Annotated in this window: 16 protein-coding genes; 12 read left to right on the forward strand and 4 right to left on the reverse strand. The window is 62.6% G+C overall.

Annotation, left to right across the window (positions count from 1 at the left end; translation table 11 throughout):
- Positions 1 to 48: 48 nt before the first annotated feature.
- The gene (exaA, locus tag AC0IYN_RS21450; protein ID WP_457239643.1) at positions 49 to 1,944 is read right to left on the reverse strand and encodes a quinoprotein ethanol dehydrogenase; all 1,896 of its coding nucleotides are present in this window, start codon (positions 1,942 to 1,944) and stop codon (positions 49 to 51) included.
- A gap of 254 nt (positions 1,945 to 2,198) precedes the next feature.
- Here exaA and pedF point away from each other — a divergent pair, with 254 nt between their 5' ends.
- From pedF to AC0IYN_RS21490, 8 genes are all read left to right on the forward strand, one after another.
- Positions 2,199 to 2,660 (forward strand): cytochrome c-550 PedF, encoded by a 462-nt coding sequence (gene pedF, locus AC0IYN_RS21455; protein WP_078047799.1) that lies wholly within the window; start codon positions 2,199 to 2,201, stop codon positions 2,658 to 2,660.
- A gap of 3 nt (positions 2,661 to 2,663) precedes the next feature.
- Positions 2,664 to 3,407 (forward strand): quinoprotein dehydrogenase-associated SoxYZ-like carrier, encoded by a 744-nt coding sequence (locus AC0IYN_RS21460; protein ID WP_471843111.1) that lies wholly within the window; start codon positions 2,664 to 2,666, stop codon positions 3,405 to 3,407.
- 2 nt (positions 3,408 to 3,409) lie between these two features.
- Complete coding sequence (locus tag AC0IYN_RS21465) at positions 3,410 to 4,342, forward strand: quinoprotein relay system zinc metallohydrolase 1 (protein ID WP_457239646.1); 933 nt, start codon at positions 3,410 to 3,412, stop codon at positions 4,340 to 4,342.
- Positions 4,343 to 4,355: 13 nt separating this feature from the next.
- Positions 4,356 to 5,876 (forward strand): acetaldehyde dehydrogenase ExaC, encoded by a 1,521-nt coding sequence (gene exaC / locus AC0IYN_RS21470; RefSeq protein ID WP_457247499.1) that lies wholly within the window; start codon positions 4,356 to 4,358, stop codon positions 5,874 to 5,876.
- 234 nt (positions 5,877 to 6,110) lie between these two features.
- A complete protein-coding gene (gene pqqA / locus AC0IYN_RS21475; protein ID WP_010209364.1) occupies positions 6,111 to 6,182 on the forward strand; it encodes a pyrroloquinoline quinone precursor peptide PqqA in 72 nt (23 codons plus the stop codon).
- Positions 6,183 to 6,286: 104 nt separating this feature from the next.
- A complete protein-coding gene (gene ercA / locus AC0IYN_RS21480) occupies positions 6,287 to 7,450 on the forward strand; it encodes an alcohol dehydrogenase-like regulatory protein ErcA (protein ID WP_406596284.1) in 1,164 nt (387 codons plus the stop codon).
- Positions 7,434 to 8,804, forward strand: a complete 1,371-nt coding sequence (locus tag AC0IYN_RS21485) for an ATP-binding response regulator (protein ID WP_457240373.1) — start codon at positions 7,434 to 7,436, stop codon at positions 8,802 to 8,804. Before ercA ends, AC0IYN_RS21485 begins: the two co-directional genes overlap by 17 nt.
- Positions 8,805 to 8,881: 77 nt before the next feature.
- The gene (locus AC0IYN_RS21490; RefSeq protein ID WP_457267734.1) at positions 8,882 to 10,345 is read left to right on the forward strand and encodes a DASS family sodium-coupled anion symporter; all 1,464 of its coding nucleotides are present in this window, start codon (positions 8,882 to 8,884) and stop codon (positions 10,343 to 10,345) included.
- A 50-nt stretch (positions 10,346 to 10,395) separates the two neighbouring features.
- Here AC0IYN_RS21490 and AC0IYN_RS21495 read toward each other — a convergent pair whose 3' ends face one another.
- The gene (locus AC0IYN_RS21495; RefSeq protein WP_471843114.1) at positions 10,396 to 11,043 is read right to left on the reverse strand and encodes a YceH family protein; all 648 of its coding nucleotides are present in this window, start codon (positions 11,041 to 11,043) and stop codon (positions 10,396 to 10,398) included.
- 115 nt (positions 11,044 to 11,158) lie between these two features.
- On the opposite strand from AC0IYN_RS21495, the gene AC0IYN_RS21500 reads away from it, so the two are divergent.
- A complete protein-coding gene (locus tag AC0IYN_RS21500; protein WP_471843116.1) occupies positions 11,159 to 11,668 on the forward strand; it encodes a DUF1993 domain-containing protein in 510 nt (169 codons plus the stop codon).
- 69 nt (positions 11,669 to 11,737) lie between these two features.
- On the opposite strand, the gene sstT is transcribed toward AC0IYN_RS21500, so the two are convergent.
- Positions 11,738 to 12,958, reverse strand: coding sequence for a serine/threonine transporter SstT (sstT, locus tag AC0IYN_RS21505; protein ID WP_406596289.1), 1,221 nt, complete (start codon positions 12,956 to 12,958; stop codon positions 11,738 to 11,740).
- 238 nt (positions 12,959 to 13,196) lie between these two features.
- Here sstT and AC0IYN_RS21510 point away from each other — a divergent pair, with 238 nt between their 5' ends.
- The gene (locus AC0IYN_RS21510) at positions 13,197 to 14,354 is read left to right on the forward strand and encodes an MFS transporter (RefSeq protein WP_406596290.1); all 1,158 of its coding nucleotides are present in this window, start codon (positions 13,197 to 13,199) and stop codon (positions 14,352 to 14,354) included.
- A gap of 4 nt (positions 14,355 to 14,358) precedes the next feature.
- On the opposite strand, the gene nhaR is transcribed toward AC0IYN_RS21510, so the two are convergent.
- Positions 14,359 to 15,261: a transcriptional activator NhaR gene (gene nhaR / locus AC0IYN_RS21515; RefSeq protein ID WP_078047809.1), complete on the reverse strand. Its 903-nt coding sequence runs from the start codon at positions 15,259 to 15,261 to the stop codon at positions 14,359 to 14,361.
- Positions 15,262 to 15,395: 134 nt separating this feature from the next.
- On the opposite strand from nhaR, the gene AC0IYN_RS21520 reads away from it, so the two are divergent.
- A complete protein-coding gene (locus AC0IYN_RS21520; RefSeq protein WP_471843119.1) occupies positions 15,396 to 15,647 on the forward strand; it encodes a hypothetical protein in 252 nt (83 codons plus the stop codon).
- 41 nt (positions 15,648 to 15,688) lie between these two features.
- A complete protein-coding gene (locus tag AC0IYN_RS21525; protein ID WP_078047812.1) occupies positions 15,689 to 16,441 on the forward strand; it encodes a TerC family protein in 753 nt (250 codons plus the stop codon).
- Positions 16,442 to 16,918: the final 477 nt, after the last annotated feature.

The raw sequence follows: 16,918 nt of genomic DNA on the forward strand, positions 1-16,918 counted from the left end.
TCTAAAGAAGGAAGGCCGGGAGAGCCTATGGATTCCCCCGGCCGAAGGTTACTTCTGAGCGGTTTTCTGATCCCAGCTCGGGATCTTGAACACCCAGAACGACCCACCCTGTGCCACTGGCTTGGTCAGCTCAGCCATGTCGCCGCCCCACAGCGGCACTGCGCCGCCATAGCCGACAGTGACGCCGATGTACTGCTCGCCATCCTGCTCCCAGGTGATCGGCGGCGAGACGATGCCGCTGCCGGTCTGGAACTTCCACAGCTCCTTGCCGGTTTTTGCGTCGAAGGCCTTGAAGAAGCCATCGCCGGTGCCGGTGAACACCAGGTTGCCCTTGGTCGCTAGCACGCCGGCCCACAAGGGCAGGTGTTCCTTGTGTTCCCACACCACCTTGCCAGTGGTCGGGTTCATCGCCCGCAAGGTGCCGACGTGGTCGTCATACATGCGCTTGATGCGGAACCCCATGCCCAGGTACGCCGAGCCCTTCTTGTAGTTGACCTCTTCGGTCCAGTATTCCTCTTTCCACTGGTTGCCCGGGATGTAGAACAGCCCGGTGTCCTGGCTGTAGGCCATGGGGTTCCAATTCTTGCCACCCAGGAACGGCGGCGAGACTTCCACCGGCTTACCCTTGGTTTCACCCGGCAACGGCTTGGCCGGACGCTGGCCTTCGTTTTCCACGGGGCGGCCGGTCTTCAGGTCGATGTGGCTGGCCCAGGTGATGTTGTCGACAAACGGGAAGGCGTTCTGCAGCTTGCCGTTGTTGCGGTCGACCACATAGAAGAAGCCGTTGCGGTCCGCGTGGCCGGTGGCCTTGATGACCTTGCCATCCTTGTCCTTGTAGTCGAACAGCACCAGTTCGTTGTTGCCGGAGAAGTCCCAAGCGTCGTTCGGGGTGTGTTGGTAGAACCATTTCACTTCGCCAGTGCTGGGGTCGACGCCGACCTGGCCGGAGGTGTAGAGGCTGTCGAAATCGTGGGGGTTGCCGTCCTTCGATGTACGCGCCCAGGTGTTCCATGGGCCAGGGTTGCCGGCGCCAACGATGATGGTGTTGGTCTCGGCATCGAAGCTCGCACTTTGCCAAGGCGCGCCGCCGCCGTGGCTCCAGGCCTCGACCTTGCCGGTTTCGGTGGTCGGGTCATCCGGCCACGACGGCGCTTTGACATCGCCGGTCGGGGTGCTGTCCTTGCCATTCAGGCGGCCCATGTGGCCTTCCACGAACGGGCGCATCCAGACTTCTTCGCCGGTGTCCGGGTCGCGCGCATACAACTGGCCGACCACGCCGAATTCATCGCCGGAGCTGCCGTGGATCAGCAGCACCTTGCCGCTGACTTTGTCTTTGATCAGCACCGGGGCGCCGGTCATGGTGTAGCCGGCGGCGTGGTCACCGAATTTTTTGTTCCACACCACTTTGCCGGTGTTTTTGTCGAGGGCGATCAGGCGCGCGTCGAGGGTGCCGAAATAGATCTTGTCGCCAAAGATCGCCGCGCCACGGTTGACCACGTCGCAGCACGGGCGAATGTTGTCGGGCAGGCGGTGATTGTAGGTCCACAGGCGCTTGCCGGTCTTCGCATCAAGGGCGAACACGCGGGAATAGGAGCCGGTGACGTAGACCACGCCGTCGCTGACGATGGCCTGGGATTCCTGGCCGCGCTGCTTCTCGTCGCCGAACGAGTAGGACCAGGCCGGCGTGAGCTTGAACACGTTCTTGTCGTTGACCTGCGCCAGGGGACTCCAGCGCTGGGCGTTGGTGCCCATGCCGTATTGCAGCACGTCCTTGGTGGTCAGGTGGTCGTTGGCGATGTCTTCCCAGGTGACATTGCGCGTCTGCTTCGCTGCGGGTTCGGCAGCGGCATAGCTTGCAGCACTGAGGGACAGGCTGCCCACCAGCAGAAAGGCTTGCACGGCAAGGCTCAAAGGTGAGAGGGCGGGTAGCGATCTTATTGTCATGGTTGCAGTTCCCAGTGGAGGTTTTGGCCTGCACAGGTTGCTGCCTGGATGCGGCGGAGAATACGGAAAAAGTCCCGGTGTTGCCGGGACAATTTCCCGAACCGCCTCTGATTTAGCAGTGCCCCACAAGGCCTGCTACCAACGGATGAGAACCCGCCCACCAAAGCAGCATACGGGTGCCGCCGGGGGCTTCCTAAGATGGTTGCCATAGCCTCTGCGAAGAGGTTTTGCGTGCAATCCTGAGGGAAAAAATAATGACAACAAAACGCAACGCCTTGATCACCGCCTGCCTGTTTGCCGGCGCGCTCAGTGCCGGTTCCGTCTGGGCCCACGGCAACGTGACACCCACCGCCGTGGAAACCAAGGGCCTCACCCCGATCAAGGAGGCCGGCGTACCGCTGGACGCCGATGGCTGGGCTGCCACCAACCCCTATCGCACCACTCCGGAGCATGACAAGGCGGTGGAAGTCGGTGCCTCTGCCTATAACCAGAACTGCGCCGCCTGCCATGGCCTGGAAGCCAAGTCCGGTGGGATCGCCCCCGACCTGCGCATGCTCGACGCCGGTGACGCCGGCGATGAATGGTTCGTGGAACGGGTGCGCCACGGCGCCGTGCGCGATGGCCGGGTGTACATGCCGAAAATGGCCGACTACCTGAGCCAGGAAGCCCTGTGGGCGGTGCGCACCTACCTCGACAGCGTGCACGTCGAGGAGTAAGCCATGCGCCTGCGTGGGTGGTGGATCTGCTGCTGGCCGGTGCTGGCCTGGGGCGCGCCTGTGGACCCGGTGCCCTCGGTGATGTGGGCCTACTATCACCAGCGTTTTCTCGACAATGCAGCGTTCGTGTTCGACGAGCGGGTGAAGCTCTTGGCGCCACCGTTCGCCGAGGATGCACGACAGGTGCCGCTGGAGATCGACGCCCGCGCATTCAAGGGTGACGTGGTCAGGATCCTTGCCTGGGCCGAGCTGAACCCGCTGCCGCAGATCGTCGATTTCCAGCCGCTGGAGCGTGTACTGCCGTGGCTGTCGATCCGGATCCGCATCGAGCAGGCCACGCCGTTGCGTGCAGCGGTGTTGACCAGGGATGGCATGTGGCATGTCGGTTCGACGCTGATCGATGCCGCCGGCGGCGGTTGCACGGCGCCCAGCGTGGTACGCACCCAACCGGGTTGGGAAGAGCACCTGGGCGAAGTGCTGGGCGGCCGTTACCCGCGCGCCGAGTTCAGCCGCGTGAAGCTGCAAGTCGCCCACCCGATGGACAACGGCATGGTCAACGGCATTCCCGAATTCTTCCTCCACCAGGCCGAGCTGCGCGGTGACGACAACCGGCTATTGGCGCGCCTGGAACTGTTTCCTGCGGTCAGCGAAAACCCCAACCTGGCCTTTGATATCGAAGGTGCAGGCGCCACGCGCCTGACCCTGCGTGACACCAGCGGCAGCCAGTTCGAGGCGGCCATCCCATGAACCTGCGCTGGATTCTGCTGTGGCTGGTGCTCATCAGCCTGCCGGTGCTGGCGGAGCTGGATTACGCCCTCACACCCCGTTTGATCGCCGACAACACCTGGTTGCTGGAAGGCAGCACCGACAATTTCGCCAAGGCCAACGGCGGCAACGTCGTCAATGTCGGGTTCATCGTCACCGAAGCCGGCGTGGTGGTGATCGACACCGGGCCGTCCAGGCGCTACGGCGAAGCGCTGCGCCAGGCCATCGCCCGCGTCACCGACAAACCGGTGGTCCAGGTGTTGTTGACTCACCACCACCCCGACCATGCACTGGGCAACCAAGCCTTCAAGGACGTGCCCATCGGTGCCCTGGCCGGGACCACCGCGTTGCTGCATGAGCAGGGCGACAGCATGGCCGAGAACCTGTACCGCATGGTCGGCGATTGGATGCGCGGCACCGAAGTGGCGTTGCCCAACCAAGCACTGCAAGCGGGTGTAAAGACCTTCGGCAGCCACGACCTGCAACTGCTGCAGCTGCGCGGCCATACCGGTGCCGACCTGGCGATCTTCGACCAGAAGACCGGCGTGCTGTTTGCCGGTGACCTGGTGTTTTACCAACGTGCGCTCACTACGCCTCATTCACCGGGGCTGCTGATCTGGCTGGCGGATATCGCCACCCTGCAAGGTTTGCCCTGGATGCTGATCGTACCCGGCCATGGCCCTGTCGCGACGGATGCCAAACCCTTCGAGCAGATGCGCGACTACCTCACCTGGCTCGACCAATTGCTGCGTGACGCCGCCGCACAGGGCAGCGACATGCCGGAGCTGATCCGCAGCCCGATTCCCGAGCGTTTCGCCGCCATCAGTCTCAGCCGTTATGAGCTGATCCGCAGCGTCAGCCATTTGTATCCGCAGTACGAACGCACACAGATGCAGCCCCTCACGACCCAACAATAACCGAGGCCTCACCATGATCTATGCACAACCTGGCACCCCTGGCGCCGTCGTCAGCTTCAAGCCGCGCTACGGCAATTACATCGGCGGCGAGTTCGTCGCGCCGGTCAATGGCGAATACTTCACCAACACCTCGCCGGTGACCGGTGAGGTGATTGCTGAATTCCCGCGCTCCAGCGCCGCCGATATCGACAAGGCCCTCGACGCCGCGCACGCGGCTGCCGATGCCTGGGGCAAGACCTCGGCCCAGGACCGTTCCCTGGTGCTGCTGAAAATCGCCGACCGCATCGAACAGCACCTCGAAGTACTGGCCGTGGCCGAGACCTGGGACAACGGCAAGGCCGTGCGCGAAACCCTCAACGCCGACGTGCCCCTGGCCGCTGACCATTTCCGTTACTTCGCCGGCTGCATCCGCGCCCAGGAAGGCGGCGCTGCCGAGATCAACGAGCTGACCGCCGCCTACCACTTCCACGAGCCCTTGGGCGTGGTTGGGCAAATCATCCCGTGGAACTTCCCGCTGCTGATGGCCGCGTGGAAACTCGCACCGGCCTTGGCCGCCGGTAACTGCATCGTGCTCAAGCCCGCCGAGCAGACGCCGCTGTCGATCATGGTGTTTGCCGAGCTGATCGGCGACCTGCTGCCGCCTGGCGTGCTGAACATCGTGCACGGCTTCGGTCGCGAAGCGGGAGAGGCGCTGGCCACCAGCAAGCGCATCGCCAAGATCGCCTTTACCGGCTCCACCCCGGTGGGCGCGCACATCATGCATGCGGCGGCCGAGAACATCATTCCGTCCACCGTGGAGCTGGGCGGCAAGTCGCCGAACATCTTCTTTGAAGACATCATGCAGGCCGAGCCGCAATTCATCGAGAAAGCCGCCGAAGGCCTGGTACTGGCGTTCTTCAACCAGGGCGAAGTGTGCACCTGCCCGTCGCGGGCGCTGGTGCAGGAGTCAATCTACGAGCCGTTCATGGCTGAGGTGATGAAGAAGATCGTCAAGATCAAGCGCGGCAACCCGCTGGACACCGAGACCATGGTGGGCGCCCAGGCGTCCGAGCAGCAATACGACAAGATCCTCTCCTACCTGAAGATCGCCCAGGAGGAGGGCGCGGTGCTGCTCACCGGTGGCGCGGCCGAGCGTCTGGAAGGAGACCTGTCCAGCGGCTATTACATCCAGCCGACCCTGCTCAAGGGGCACAACAAGATGCGCGTGTTCCAGGAAGAAATCTTCGGGCCGGTGGTGGGCGTGACCACCTTCAAGGACGAAGCCGAAGCCCTGGCGATTGCCAACGACAGCGAGTTCGGCCTGGGTGCCGGCCTGTGGACCCGCGACATCAACCGCGCCTACCGCATGGGCCGGGCGATCAAGGCCGGACGGGTGTGGACCAATTGCTATCACCTGTACCCCGCGCATGCGGCCTTTGGCGGGTACAAGAAGTCGGGCGTCGGGCGTGAGAACCACAAGATGATGCTCGACCATTATCAGCAGACCAAAAACCTGCTGGTGAGCTACGACATCAACCCGCTGGGCTTCTTCTGATTCAACGCGGTCAAAACTGTGGGAGCGGGCTTGCTCGCGAAAGCGGTGTATCAGTCAAACTATATGTGGCTGACACACCCTATTCGCGAGCAAGCCCGCTCCCACAGTTTGACTTCTGTACATTCGCGACTAATGCAGTGTCTTCGCTACTTCGAAAGTAGCATTCGCGCGCTCAACCCCCCGTGCATTAATGACCCCACCGGAATCTTCCGGCCCAACAAGAGGACTGCCCCCATGTGGACCAAACCTGCGTTTACCGACCTGCGTATCGGCTTCGAAGTCACGATGTACTTCGCTAGCCGCTGACTGCGGGTGCTGTCGGAAGGATGCCTCTTTGGTCTGATTGCATTCGCAGCCGGATGGGTTAGTGTGGAGCGCATTCTTCCAAAATAATAAAAACAGGCTTTCCAATGAGCCCTAATCTGAGCCTTCTGCGTAAATTCGTCTCGCCTGAAATCATCTTTGGTGCCGGTTGCCGGCACAACGTTGGCAACTACGCCAAGACCTTCGGCGCGCGCAAGGTGCTGGTGGTCAGCGACCCCGGTGTGATCGCCGCCGGTTGGGTCGCCGATGTGGAAGCCAGCCTGCAAGCCATCGGCATCGACTACTGCCTGTACACCGCCGTGTCCCCCAACCCGCGTGTCGAAGAAGTGATGCTCGGTGCCGAGGTGTACCGCGAAAACCACTGCGACGTGATCGTCGCCATCGGCGGCGGCAGCCCCATGGATTGCGGCAAGGCCATCGGCATTGTGGTGGCCCACGGGCGCAGCATCCTCGAATTCGAAGGTGTCGACACCCTTCGCGTGCCCAGCCCGCCATTGATCCTGATTCCGACCACCGCCGGCACCTCGGCGGATGTCTCGCAGTTCGTGATCATCTCCAACCAGCAGGAGCGCATGAAGTTCTCCATCGTCAGCAAGGCGGTGGTGCCGGATGTGTCGCTGATCGACCCGGAAACCACCGCCAGCATGGACCCGTTCCTGTCCGCCTGCACCGGCATCGACGCGTTGGTGCATGCCATCGAAGCGTTCGTTTCCACCGGTCATGGCCCGCTGACGGACCCCCATGCGCTGGAGGCGATGCGGTTGATCAACGGCAACCTGGTGCAGATGATCGCCAACCCCAGCGACATCGCCCTGCGTGAGAAAATCATGCTGGGCAGCATGCAGGCCGGGCTGGCGTTTTCCAATGCGATCCTTGGCGCGGTGCATGCCATGTCCCACAGCCTGGGGGGCTTCCTCGACTTGCCCCACGGGCTGTGCAACGCGGTGCTGGTCGAGCATGTGGTGGCGTTCAACTACAGCTCGGCGCCGGAGCGTTTCAAGGTGATTGCCGAGACGTTCGGCATCGACTGCCGGGGCCTCAACCATCGACAAATCTGCGCGCGGCTGGTGGACCACCTGATCGCGCTCAAGCACGCGATCGGCTTCCACGAAACCCTCGGCCTGCACGGCGTGCGCGTGGCGGATATTCCGTTCCTGTCCCAGCATGCGATGCACGACCCGTGCATCCTCACCAACCCGCGTGAGTCGAGCCAGCGTGACGTCGAGGTCGTCTATGGCGAAGCTCTCTGACGACCAGCAACGTGCCCTTGCCGGGCTCTTGGGGCTGGGCAACCATTCGGCACGCAAGAGCCACTACCCGGAACTCACCGCCCGGCTGGATGAGCTGGAGGCCGAGCGCAAGCGTTATATCCGCCTCAACGACGAGCTGGAACAACGTGTCGCCGCGCGCACCGACGAGTTGCTGGAAGCCAACCACAACCTGCAACAGCAGATTGCCCAGCGCGAGCAGATCGAACAGGACCTGCGCGACGCCCGCGACGCCGCCCAGGCGGCCAACCGCAGCAAAGACAAATACCTGGCCGCCGCCAGCCATGACCTGTTGCAGCCGCTCAACGCCGCACGGCTGTTGATCGCCACCCTGCGTGAGCGCCAGTTGCCCAGCGTCGAGCAGGTGCTGGTGGAACGCACGCACCAGGCGCTGGAAGGCGCCGAGGATTTGCTCACCGACTTGCTGGACATCTCACGACTCGACCAGGCCGCAGTCAAGCCGGATGTGGCGCTGTATCGCCTCGACGAGCTGTTCGCACCGCTGGTCTCGGAGTTTCAATCAGTGGCCCAGGCGACGGGGTTGAACCTGCGGGTGCACACCGGGCCTTATGCGATCAGCACCGATTTGCGGTTGCTGACGCGGATCCTGCGTAATTTCCTCAGCAATGCCTGCCGCTATACCGACGAAGGTTGCATCCTGCTGGGCGCGCGCAAGCGGGGCGATAGCCTGCGCCTGGAAGTGTGGGACACCGGGCGCGGGATTGCGGCGGACCGGCTGCAGGCGATTTTCCTCGAGTTCAACCAGCTCGACGTTGGCCGCGCAGCGGACCGCAAGGGCGTAGGGTTGGGCTTGGCGATTGTGGAGCGTATCGCCGAGATTTTGCGCTACCCGATCGCCGTGCGCTCCTGGCCGGGGCGCGGTTCAATGTTCAGTATCGAGGTGCCGTTGAGTGCCGACATGCCCCTGCCGATCAGCCAGTTGCCGGTGCAGCCGACCACCGGCAACCCCCTGCCGGGCCGGCGTTTGCTGGTGATCGATAATGAGGTGAGTATCCTCGAAAGCATGCGCGCGCTGCTCGGGCAGTGGGGGTGTGACGTGGTCACCGCCACTGACCAGGCAGGTGCATTGTTGGCGCTGCAGGGCCGGGCGCCGGAGCTGATCCTGGCGGACTATCACCTGGACCACGGGGTGGTGGGCTGCGCGGTGATCAAGCACCTGCGCGAGCATTTCGAGCAGAAAATCCCCGCCGTGATCATCACTGCAGACCGTACCGACCAATGCCGACGCGCCCTTCGCCGGCTGGAAGCGCCCTTGTTGAACAAGCCGGTCAAGCCCGGCAAGTTGCGCGCGGTGCTCAGCCAGTTATTGGCCTAGGGCGTTGACACCTGTCAACACGCTGCGCGGCGCTTTGCCTCATGCTCAAGGCCTGATTTAGAGCCTTGGAGCACCCCATGAGCGCGGCATCTTTCAAACTCCCCCTGGGCCTGGTGATCGCCGTGCTGGTGATGGCCGGGGTGCTGTGGTTGCCGCTGCCCGCCGACTTGCCGGTGGCCGGGCACCGCATGCTGGCGATCCTCGCGTTTGCCGTGGTGGTGTGGATCACCGAGGCGGTGTCCTATGAGGCCAGCGCGATCATGATCACTTCACTGATCGCCTTTCTGCTTGGCACCGCGCCGTCGCTGCAAGACCCCACTCATTTGATTGGCACCAGCCCGGCGATCAGCATGGCGCTCACCGGGTTCTCCAACCCGGCGCTGGCGTTGGTGGCGGGGGCACTGTTTATCGCGGCGGCCATGACCCACACCGGCCTGGACCGGCGTATCGCCCTGGTCACCCTGAGCCGTGTCGGCACCAGCACCCGACGCATCCTGCTGGGGGCGATTGCGGTGACGATCCTGCTCAGCCTGGTGGTGCCCAGCGCCACCGCGCGCAGTGCCTGTGTGGTGCCGATCATGATGGGGGTGATTGCTGCATTCGGCGTGGACAAACGCTCGAACATCGCCGCCGGCATCATGATCGTGGTGGCCCAGGGCACCAGCATCTGGAACGTCGGTATCCAGACCGCCGCCGCGCAGAACCTGCTGACGGTCGGCTTCATGGACAAGATGCTCGGCCAGCGCGTGTCGTGGATCGACTGGCTGATCGCGGGCGCGCCGTGGGCGTTGATCATGTCGGCGGTGCTGCTGTTTCTGGTCCTCAAGTTGCTGCCGCCAGAGACCGACAGCATTCCCGGTGGCAAGGAAGCGGTGGCGCAGTCGCTGGTGGAAATCGGCCCGATGACCGGACCACAAAAACGCTTGCTGAGCGTTTCCGTGTTGTTGCTGCTGGCCTGGGCCACGGAAGGGCGTTTGCACAGTTTCGACACCACCTCGACCACTTACGCCGGCTTGGTGTTTTTGTTGTTGCCGGGGATCGGCGTGATGACCTGGAAGGATGTGCAGTCGCGTATTCCGTGGGGCACGGTGATTGTGTTCGGGGTGGGCATCAGCCTGGGTACGGCGCTGCTGACCACCCAGGCCGGGCAATGGCTGGGGGCTACCGTGGTGGCGCACACGGGGTTGGATCAGGTCGGGCCGTTGGGTGTGTTTGCGATTCTGGGTGCGTTCTTGATCCTGATCCACCTGGGCTTTGCCAGCGCCACGGCACTGACCTCGGCGTTGCTGCCGATCCTGATTGCGGTGTTGCAGACCTTGCCGGGTGAATTCAGCCGCCTGGGCATGACCATGCTCTTGGGGTTTGTGATGAGCTACGGGTTTATCCTGCCGATCAATGCGCCACAGAACATGGTGTGCCTGGGGACGGGCACGTTCACGGCGCGGCAGTTTGCCAAGGTGGGGATTCTGGTGACGCTGGTGGGGTATGCGTTGATGCTGGTGTTTGCGGCGACCTATTGGAGCTGGCTCGGTTGGGTGTGACCCCGCCAGGCGAAACCGGGCGCGCGCAGGCGCCCGGGTGCGCACATGCGTCAGGCCTGTTCCAACCGGGCCAGGCGCTCCTCCAGCGCAGCGATCCGCGCTTCCAGTTCTTCCAGCCGGTCGACGGACACCGCCGCCCCGCGCTCTACCGGACTGCCGCGCGCGGCCAGAATCGCCTCGATGTCCGCCGGATCACCCAGCGCGTGGGTATAACGGTCTTCCCGCTGGCCCGCCTGACGCGGCACCAGTAACGCCAGCCCCCGCGCAATCAGGCGCTCAAGCTGGTGCAAGACCTGCTCGGCGTCTTCGAAGTCGTGCATACGCCCGCTGCGGGTCAGCAGTTCATTGACGGTCTGCGGCCCCCGCAAGAACAGCAGCCCGGTCAGGATCACCTGGGCCGGCACCAATTCCAGTGCCTTGTCCACGCGATGCTCCCAGCGGTCGGCACGGCTGCCCATCACCAGGCGGGTAAAGCCTTGGCCTTCCAGCACGCGCAGGCTCTGACCGACTTGGCCCTGGCTGAGGTTCATCACTGGCTCGCGGCTGGTCTTCTGGTTGCAGGCCAGCACCAGGGCGTTGAGGGTCAGGGGGTAGGTTTCCGGGTTGGTCGCCTGCTTTTCGATCAGGCAGCCCAGGATGCGGATTTCCGTGCTGTTCAGGCGCGGCTCAGGGGTGTCGGTGTCGTGCTCGGCGGTCATCGCGCTTTCCCTATGCAGTGAAGTGCCTAGCGTAAGCCGGAAAAAATAAAAGACAAGCTGCGGGCATGCCTATAATCGTCGCTGGTTCAAACCGTGCCATAACCATGAGACTGCCATGACTATTTCCCTGTACGCCGCTTCCATCCCGGTCTTCAAGCAAATGCTCACCGCCCTGAGCGGCGTGTTGACCAAGGCCGAAGCCCACGCCACCGCCAAGAACATCGAGCCGAACGCCTTGCTGCAGGCACGCCTGTTTCCGGACATGTTCCAACTGGTGCGCCAGGTGCAGATCGCCGTCGACTTCGCCAAGGGTGTTTCCGCACGCCTGGCCGAGATCGAAGTCCCGAAATATGAAGACACCGAAGTCACCTTCGCCGACCTGCAGGCGCTGATCGCCAAGGTCCTGGCATTTATCGACACCCTCACGCCTGCGCAGATCGATGGCAAGGAAGGCATCGAGATCATCACCCGTCCTGGCACGCCGAAAGAAAAGCGCTTCAGCGGCCAGTCCTACCTGCTGACCTACGGCCTGCCGCAGTTCTTCTTCCACGTCACCACGGCTTACGCCTTGCTGCGCCATAACGGTGTGGAAGTGGGCAAGCGCGACTACATGGGCGCTTTCTAAGCACCCAGCCACAAAAAAGCCCGGGGGCGTTCTTCAGTGAACGACCCCGGGCTTTTTTTCGCCGGGCGGTTAAGCCGGCTGTTCTTCCTTGCCCAGGCAAGCGGCGGCGGTGAACAGCACATCGGTGGATGAATTCAACGCGGTTTCCGCCGAATCCTGCAGCACGCCGATGATGAAACCGACCGCCACCACCTGCATGGCAATCTCGCTGGGAATGCCAAACAGGCTGCACGCCAGCGGAATCAACAGCAACGAACCGCCCGCCACGCCAGAAGCACCGCAGGCGCAGATAGCCGCGACCACGCTGAGCAGCACCGCCGTGGGCAGGTCGACGGCGATGCCCACAGTGTGCACGGCGGCCAGGGTCAGCACGGTGATGGTGATCGCCGCGCCGGCCATATTGATGGTGGCACCGAGCGGGATCGACACAGAGTAGGTGTCTTCGTGCAGGCCCAGGCGTTTGCTCAGTGCCAGGTTGACCGGAATGTTCGCCGCCGAACTGCGGGTGAAGAAGGCCGTGATCCCGCTTTCGCGCAGGCACATCAGCACCAGTGGGTACGGGTTGCGGCGCAGTTTCCAGAACACGATGGCCGGGTTGATCACCAGCGCGACGAACAGCATGCAGCCGATCAGCACCAGCAGCAGGTGAGCGTAGCCGAGCAGGGCGCCGAAACCGGAGGTGGCCAGGGTGGAGGCCACCAGGCCGAAAATGCCCAACGGCGCAAAGCGGATTACCACGCGCACGATCAGCGTGACGCCGTTGGACAGGTCGTCGATCACGGTGCGGGTGGTTTCGCCGGCATGCCGGATGGCAACCCCCATGCCGATGGCCCAGGCCAGGATGCCAATGAAGTTGGCATTCATCAGTGCGCTGACCGGGTTGTCTACCACGCTCAGCAGCAGGCTTTGCAGCACTTCACCAATGCCGCCCGGGGCGCTCACCGTCGCATCGTGGGTCGCCAGCACCAGCGAAGAGGGAAACCACATGCTCGCAATCACCGCGACCACGGCAGCGGCAAAAGTGCCCAGCAAGTACAGGAACAGGATCGGTTTGATATGGGTTTCCTGGCCGTGTTTGTGGTTGGCGATCGACGCCATCACCAGCACGAACACCAGGATCGGCGCCACGGCCTTGAGCGCCGCGACGAATACCTTGCCGATAAACCCGGTGGCCCTGGCCGCCTCGGGCAACAGCAAGGCCAGTAGAATGCCAGCCGTCAGGCCGATGATGATTTGCGTGACCAGGCTGACACGCGCCAGTCGTTGCAGGAGGGAAGGGGCAGCAGTCATAAACATTGTCTCTAGTTTTTTGAAGGCACAGCAGCGCACGCAGAAACGGCTGTAGGACGCGGATCGCGAAGTCTAGCATGCTGTATGAACAGATCCTGACGGTGCGTCATTGCGTCATCCCGGCCCGCTGGCCTTGGCCAAATCCAGACATACTCTGTTAAGATTCCTTTCTCTCATCTTTCCTCTCTGTCAGCGGGCCCTTCGGGCTGTCGTTGATGTCGTCGTTTCTGGAGTTTTCATGTTGTTTCCCATCCTGCTGCTGTCGGCCGCCGGCTTTACCGTGCTGACCACAGAATTCGTGATTGTCGGCCTGCTGCCGTCCATCGCCCGCGACTTGAACGTGAGCGTGTCCCAGGCCGGGCTGCTGGTGACCTTGTTCGCATTTACCGTGGCGGCCTTTGGTCCGTTTCTCACGGCGTACTGCGCGCGTTTCCCACGCAAGCGGCTATTTATCAGCATCCTGATCATGTTTGGCGTGGCCAATACGGTGGCGGCGCTGGCACCGAATATATGGGTGATGGCGCTGGCGCGGTTGATCCCGGCCCTGGGCTTGCCAGTGTTCTGGGCCTTGGCCAGTGAGACCGCAGTGGACATCGTCGGCCCCGAATACGCCGGGCGCGCCATCGAAAAGATCGGCTTTGGGATCGTCTGCGCCACGGTGTTCGGCATTCCGGTGGGCACGCTGATTTCCGATATGTTCGGCTGGCGTACCGCGTTTGCGATCCTCGCGGTCGTGGCGGTGGCCAAGGCCTTGCTGCTGTTTATCTACCTGCCGGTGACAACGCCGAAGAACGATGAGGTGACGTTGCGCTCGCAGTTCAAGATCCTGCGCAACCCGCTGATGCAGGGCCATATCCTGCTGTCGATCCTGGTGTTCAGCGGCATGTTCACGGCCTACACCTACCTGGCGGACATCCTTGAACGCCTGGCCGGGTTCGACGGTACGCTGGTGGGCTGGTGCCTGATGGGCTTTGGTGCGGTCGGGCTCATCGGCAACTCGCTGGGCGGGCGTGCGGTGGATCGCCACCCGTTGATCGCTTCCATGGTGTTCTGCGGCTTCATGATCGCCGGCATGGTTGCGCTGGTACCGGCGATTCACTCCACCGTCGGCCTGGCGGCGGCGATGGCCGTGTGGGGCGTGACCCAGGCGGCCATGTTCCTGGTCAGCCATGTGCGCCTGATGAAGGCCGCGCCCCATGCGCCGGCGTTTGCCGCGTCGCTGAATATTGCCGGCGCCAACCTGGGGATCGGGCTGGGGGCGATGGTCGGCGGCCATGTGATCGACACCCTCGGCCTGGGCAGCCTGGGCTTTGCGGCATCCGGGTTTATCCTGGTGTCGATCCTGCTGGCGTTGTGGCTGATGACTGCCAAGCAACCGGTCGCCTCCCAGGCTTGAACCGTCAGGGCAGGGTGGTAAACAACTCCCGTCGCGCGCCTTCGGTAATCGCCACGATACCGGGGTGCTTGACCTTGCGCTCCACCGAGATCGCGTAGAACGACTCGGTCACGGCCACGGTCTGGCCAATCAGCGCCACGCCGTACTGGCGCACCACCTCATCGGCAATCACGCTGGGGGCGATGAAGATCCCGCTGCCGGATTGACCGAAAGCCTGCATCAAGGCGCTGTCATCGAACTCGCCGATGATCTTCGGTTGGATCTGCTGCTCGGCAAACCAGCGCTGCAAACGGCTGCGCACCACGGTTTCCGCGCCGGGAATCAACAACGGTGCGCCGTGCAGGCACTGTGGGAAGTCCCCCCCGTAGGCGTCAGCCAACGCCTGGGTGGCGAAAAAACTGATGCCACATTCGCCCAGTTTCTGGCTGTAGCCCTTGATGTCCAGGTGCGTGGGCATGGGGCTGTCGGAAATCACCAGGTCCAGGCGCTGGATCGCCAGGTCGGCCAGCAGGCGTTCGAGTTTGTCTTCGCGGCAGGTGATGCGGATCGGCTCGCTCAACTCCATGGTCGGCGCGATCAGCCGGTAGACGATGGACTTGGGCACCACATCCGCCACGCCGACGCGGAACAGGATCTGCTGTTCGTCGGGTTGCGCGCGCAGCATCGCCTCCAATTCATTACCCGTCTGGAACATCTGCTCGGCGTAGGGCAGGGCCTGGCGGCCGGCTTCGGTCAGTTCCAACTGGCGGCCGACGCGCTGGAATAGCGCCACGCCATAGGTCTCTTCCAGCAGGCTGATCTGCCCACTGATGGTCTGGGGCGTGAGGTTGAGTTGCTCACAGGCGCGCACGATGCTGCCGGTCTTGGCCACCACCCAGAAGTAGTGCAGTTGTCGGTAATTGAGCATCGCGGCCATCACTTCGTGAAAACCGAAGTATACGCGAGAAAAATACGAATTTTCCTGAACTGTCCGTCTGCATAGAATGCCTCGCTATCGCGGGGCCACTATTTGGACCCAATGGTTCTAACGAGGAAGACATCATGAAACTCAATTCCCTGGGCGCGGCAGCGTTGCTTGCGCTTTCATTGGTAGTGATCGGCGGTTGCGATCAGGTCGAGAAAAGCGCGCAGCATGTGCTGGGCAAGGCCACCGAGTCGGCCAAGCAAGCGATCGATGACACCCATAAAGCCGCCGAACAGGCATTGAGTGAAGCGACAAACGGCCTGATCACCCCGCAGAAGAAGGATGACCAGGAAGAGAAAGAAGCCGAATCGAACCGCAACGAAGCTTAATGACCCGCCCCTCATTTCCCGTACAACGTCAGGACTGACCTATGGACTACCTTTTACAACTGGCCGCCAGCCCCACCGCCTGGGTTGCCCTGGCAACCTTGATCGTCATGGAGATCGTGCTGGGCATCGATAACCTGATCTTCATCTCGATCCTCACCAACAAATTGCCGGAGAAGCATCGGGCAAAGGCACGACGCATCGGTATCAGCATGGCGTTGGTATTGCGCCTGGGCCTGTTGAGCACCATCGCGTTTATCGTGCAACTGACGACGCCGGTGTTCGAAGTGTTTGGCCAGGGCTTCTCGTGGAAGGACATGATCCTCATCGCCGGTGGCCTGTTCCTGGTGTGGAAGGCGACTACCGAGATCCACCACAGCATGGACCCGGAGCCGGAAGAGAAGGAGACCAGCACCAGCAACGTCGTGGCGATCGGTTTTGCCGCGGCCATCGGCCAGATCCTGTTGCTCGACCTGGTGTTCTCCATCGACAGCATCATCACCGCCGTGGGCATGACCGAGCACTTGCCGATCATGATCATTGCCGTAGTGACCTCGGTCATCGTGATGCTGGTAGCGGCCGAGCCGTTGGCCAAGTTCATCAATGACAACCCGACCGTAGTCATGCTGGCCCTGGGCTTCCTGATCATGATCGGTATGACATTGATCGCCGAAGGCTTCGGCGCCCACGTGCCAAAAGGCTACGTATACGCAGCCATGGCATTCTCGGCGGCCATCGAATGCTTGAACATCGCCCGCCGCAACCGCCACAAGCGCTTGCTGGCTGCCCGGCAATAACAGCAGAAACACAGGCTCGCTACGCTCCCACCGCCAACCACGATGCGAAGCGAGCCGCTCTTGATCCTGCTCTTGATCCTGCTCTTGATTCGCTTTTGATCCGCTTTTGATCTAAGGCGCCCCGTCAAACACGCTGGCCGGAATTCGACAGGGATTTGGGGGGTAAACCGGCAGGGATGCCGGTTTAGCCGCCCCGCGCCATGGATGGCGCGTGGCGGCGGCCCCCCAAATTACTGTCGGATTACGGGCACACCGAGCCTGGGCGAGGTGCCGAGTGTTGGGGCAAGAGCCCTTTGCTTACTTTGGGGCTTTTCCAAAGTGAGCCGCCGTAAAGGCGGAACCATTAGCAGCCATTACCCAAGTAACGGATATGTACTCGGTCTGATCCAACATCCTGGTCGGCTGTGAGGCCGCTTTCGCAGGCAAGCCAGCTCCCACATTTGGATCGCGGGGCTTCAGTTAGAGGGTGGTCGGCAG

Source organism: Pseudomonas sp. AC112 (assembly GCF_979253545.1).

Excerpts from the sequence above, each read along its gene's own strand:
- exaC (WP_457247499.1), top strand. The coding sequence starts at position 4,356 with ATGATCTATGCACAACCTGGCACCCCTGGCGCCGTCGTCAGCTTCAAG.
- AC0IYN_RS21495 (WP_471843114.1), bottom strand. The coding sequence starts at position 11,043 with ATGACCGCCGAGCACGACACCGACACCCCTGAGCCGCGCCTGAACAGC.
- nhaR (WP_078047809.1), bottom strand. The coding sequence starts at position 15,261 with ATGCTCAATTACCGACAACTGCACTACTTCTGGGTGGTGGCCAAGACC.
- AC0IYN_RS21525 (WP_078047812.1), top strand. The coding sequence starts at position 15,689 with ATGGACTACCTTTTACAACTGGCCGCCAGCCCCACCGCCTGGGTTGCC.
- pedF (WP_078047799.1), top strand. The coding sequence starts at position 2,199 with ATGACAACAAAACGCAACGCCTTGATCACCGCCTGCCTGTTTGCCGGC.
- sstT (WP_406596289.1), bottom strand. The coding sequence starts at position 12,958 with ATGACTGCTGCCCCTTCCCTCCTGCAACGACTGGCGCGTGTCAGCCTG.
- AC0IYN_RS21510 (WP_406596290.1), top strand. The coding sequence starts at position 13,197 with ATGTTGTTTCCCATCCTGCTGCTGTCGGCCGCCGGCTTTACCGTGCTG.
- AC0IYN_RS21460 (WP_471843111.1), top strand. The coding sequence starts at position 2,664 with ATGCGCCTGCGTGGGTGGTGGATCTGCTGCTGGCCGGTGCTGGCCTGG.
- AC0IYN_RS21520 (WP_471843119.1), top strand. The coding sequence starts at position 15,396 with ATGAAACTCAATTCCCTGGGCGCGGCAGCGTTGCTTGCGCTTTCATTG.
- AC0IYN_RS21490 (WP_457267734.1), top strand. The coding sequence starts at position 8,882 with ATGAGCGCGGCATCTTTCAAACTCCCCCTGGGCCTGGTGATCGCCGTG.
- exaA (WP_457239643.1), bottom strand. The coding sequence starts at position 1,944 with ATGACAATAAGATCGCTACCCGCCCTCTCACCTTTGAGCCTTGCCGTG.
- AC0IYN_RS21485 (WP_457240373.1), top strand. The coding sequence starts at position 7,434 with ATGGCGAAGCTCTCTGACGACCAGCAACGTGCCCTTGCCGGGCTCTTG.
- ercA (WP_406596284.1), top strand. The coding sequence starts at position 6,287 with ATGAGCCCTAATCTGAGCCTTCTGCGTAAATTCGTCTCGCCTGAAATC.
- AC0IYN_RS21500 (WP_471843116.1), top strand. The coding sequence starts at position 11,159 with ATGACTATTTCCCTGTACGCCGCTTCCATCCCGGTCTTCAAGCAAATG.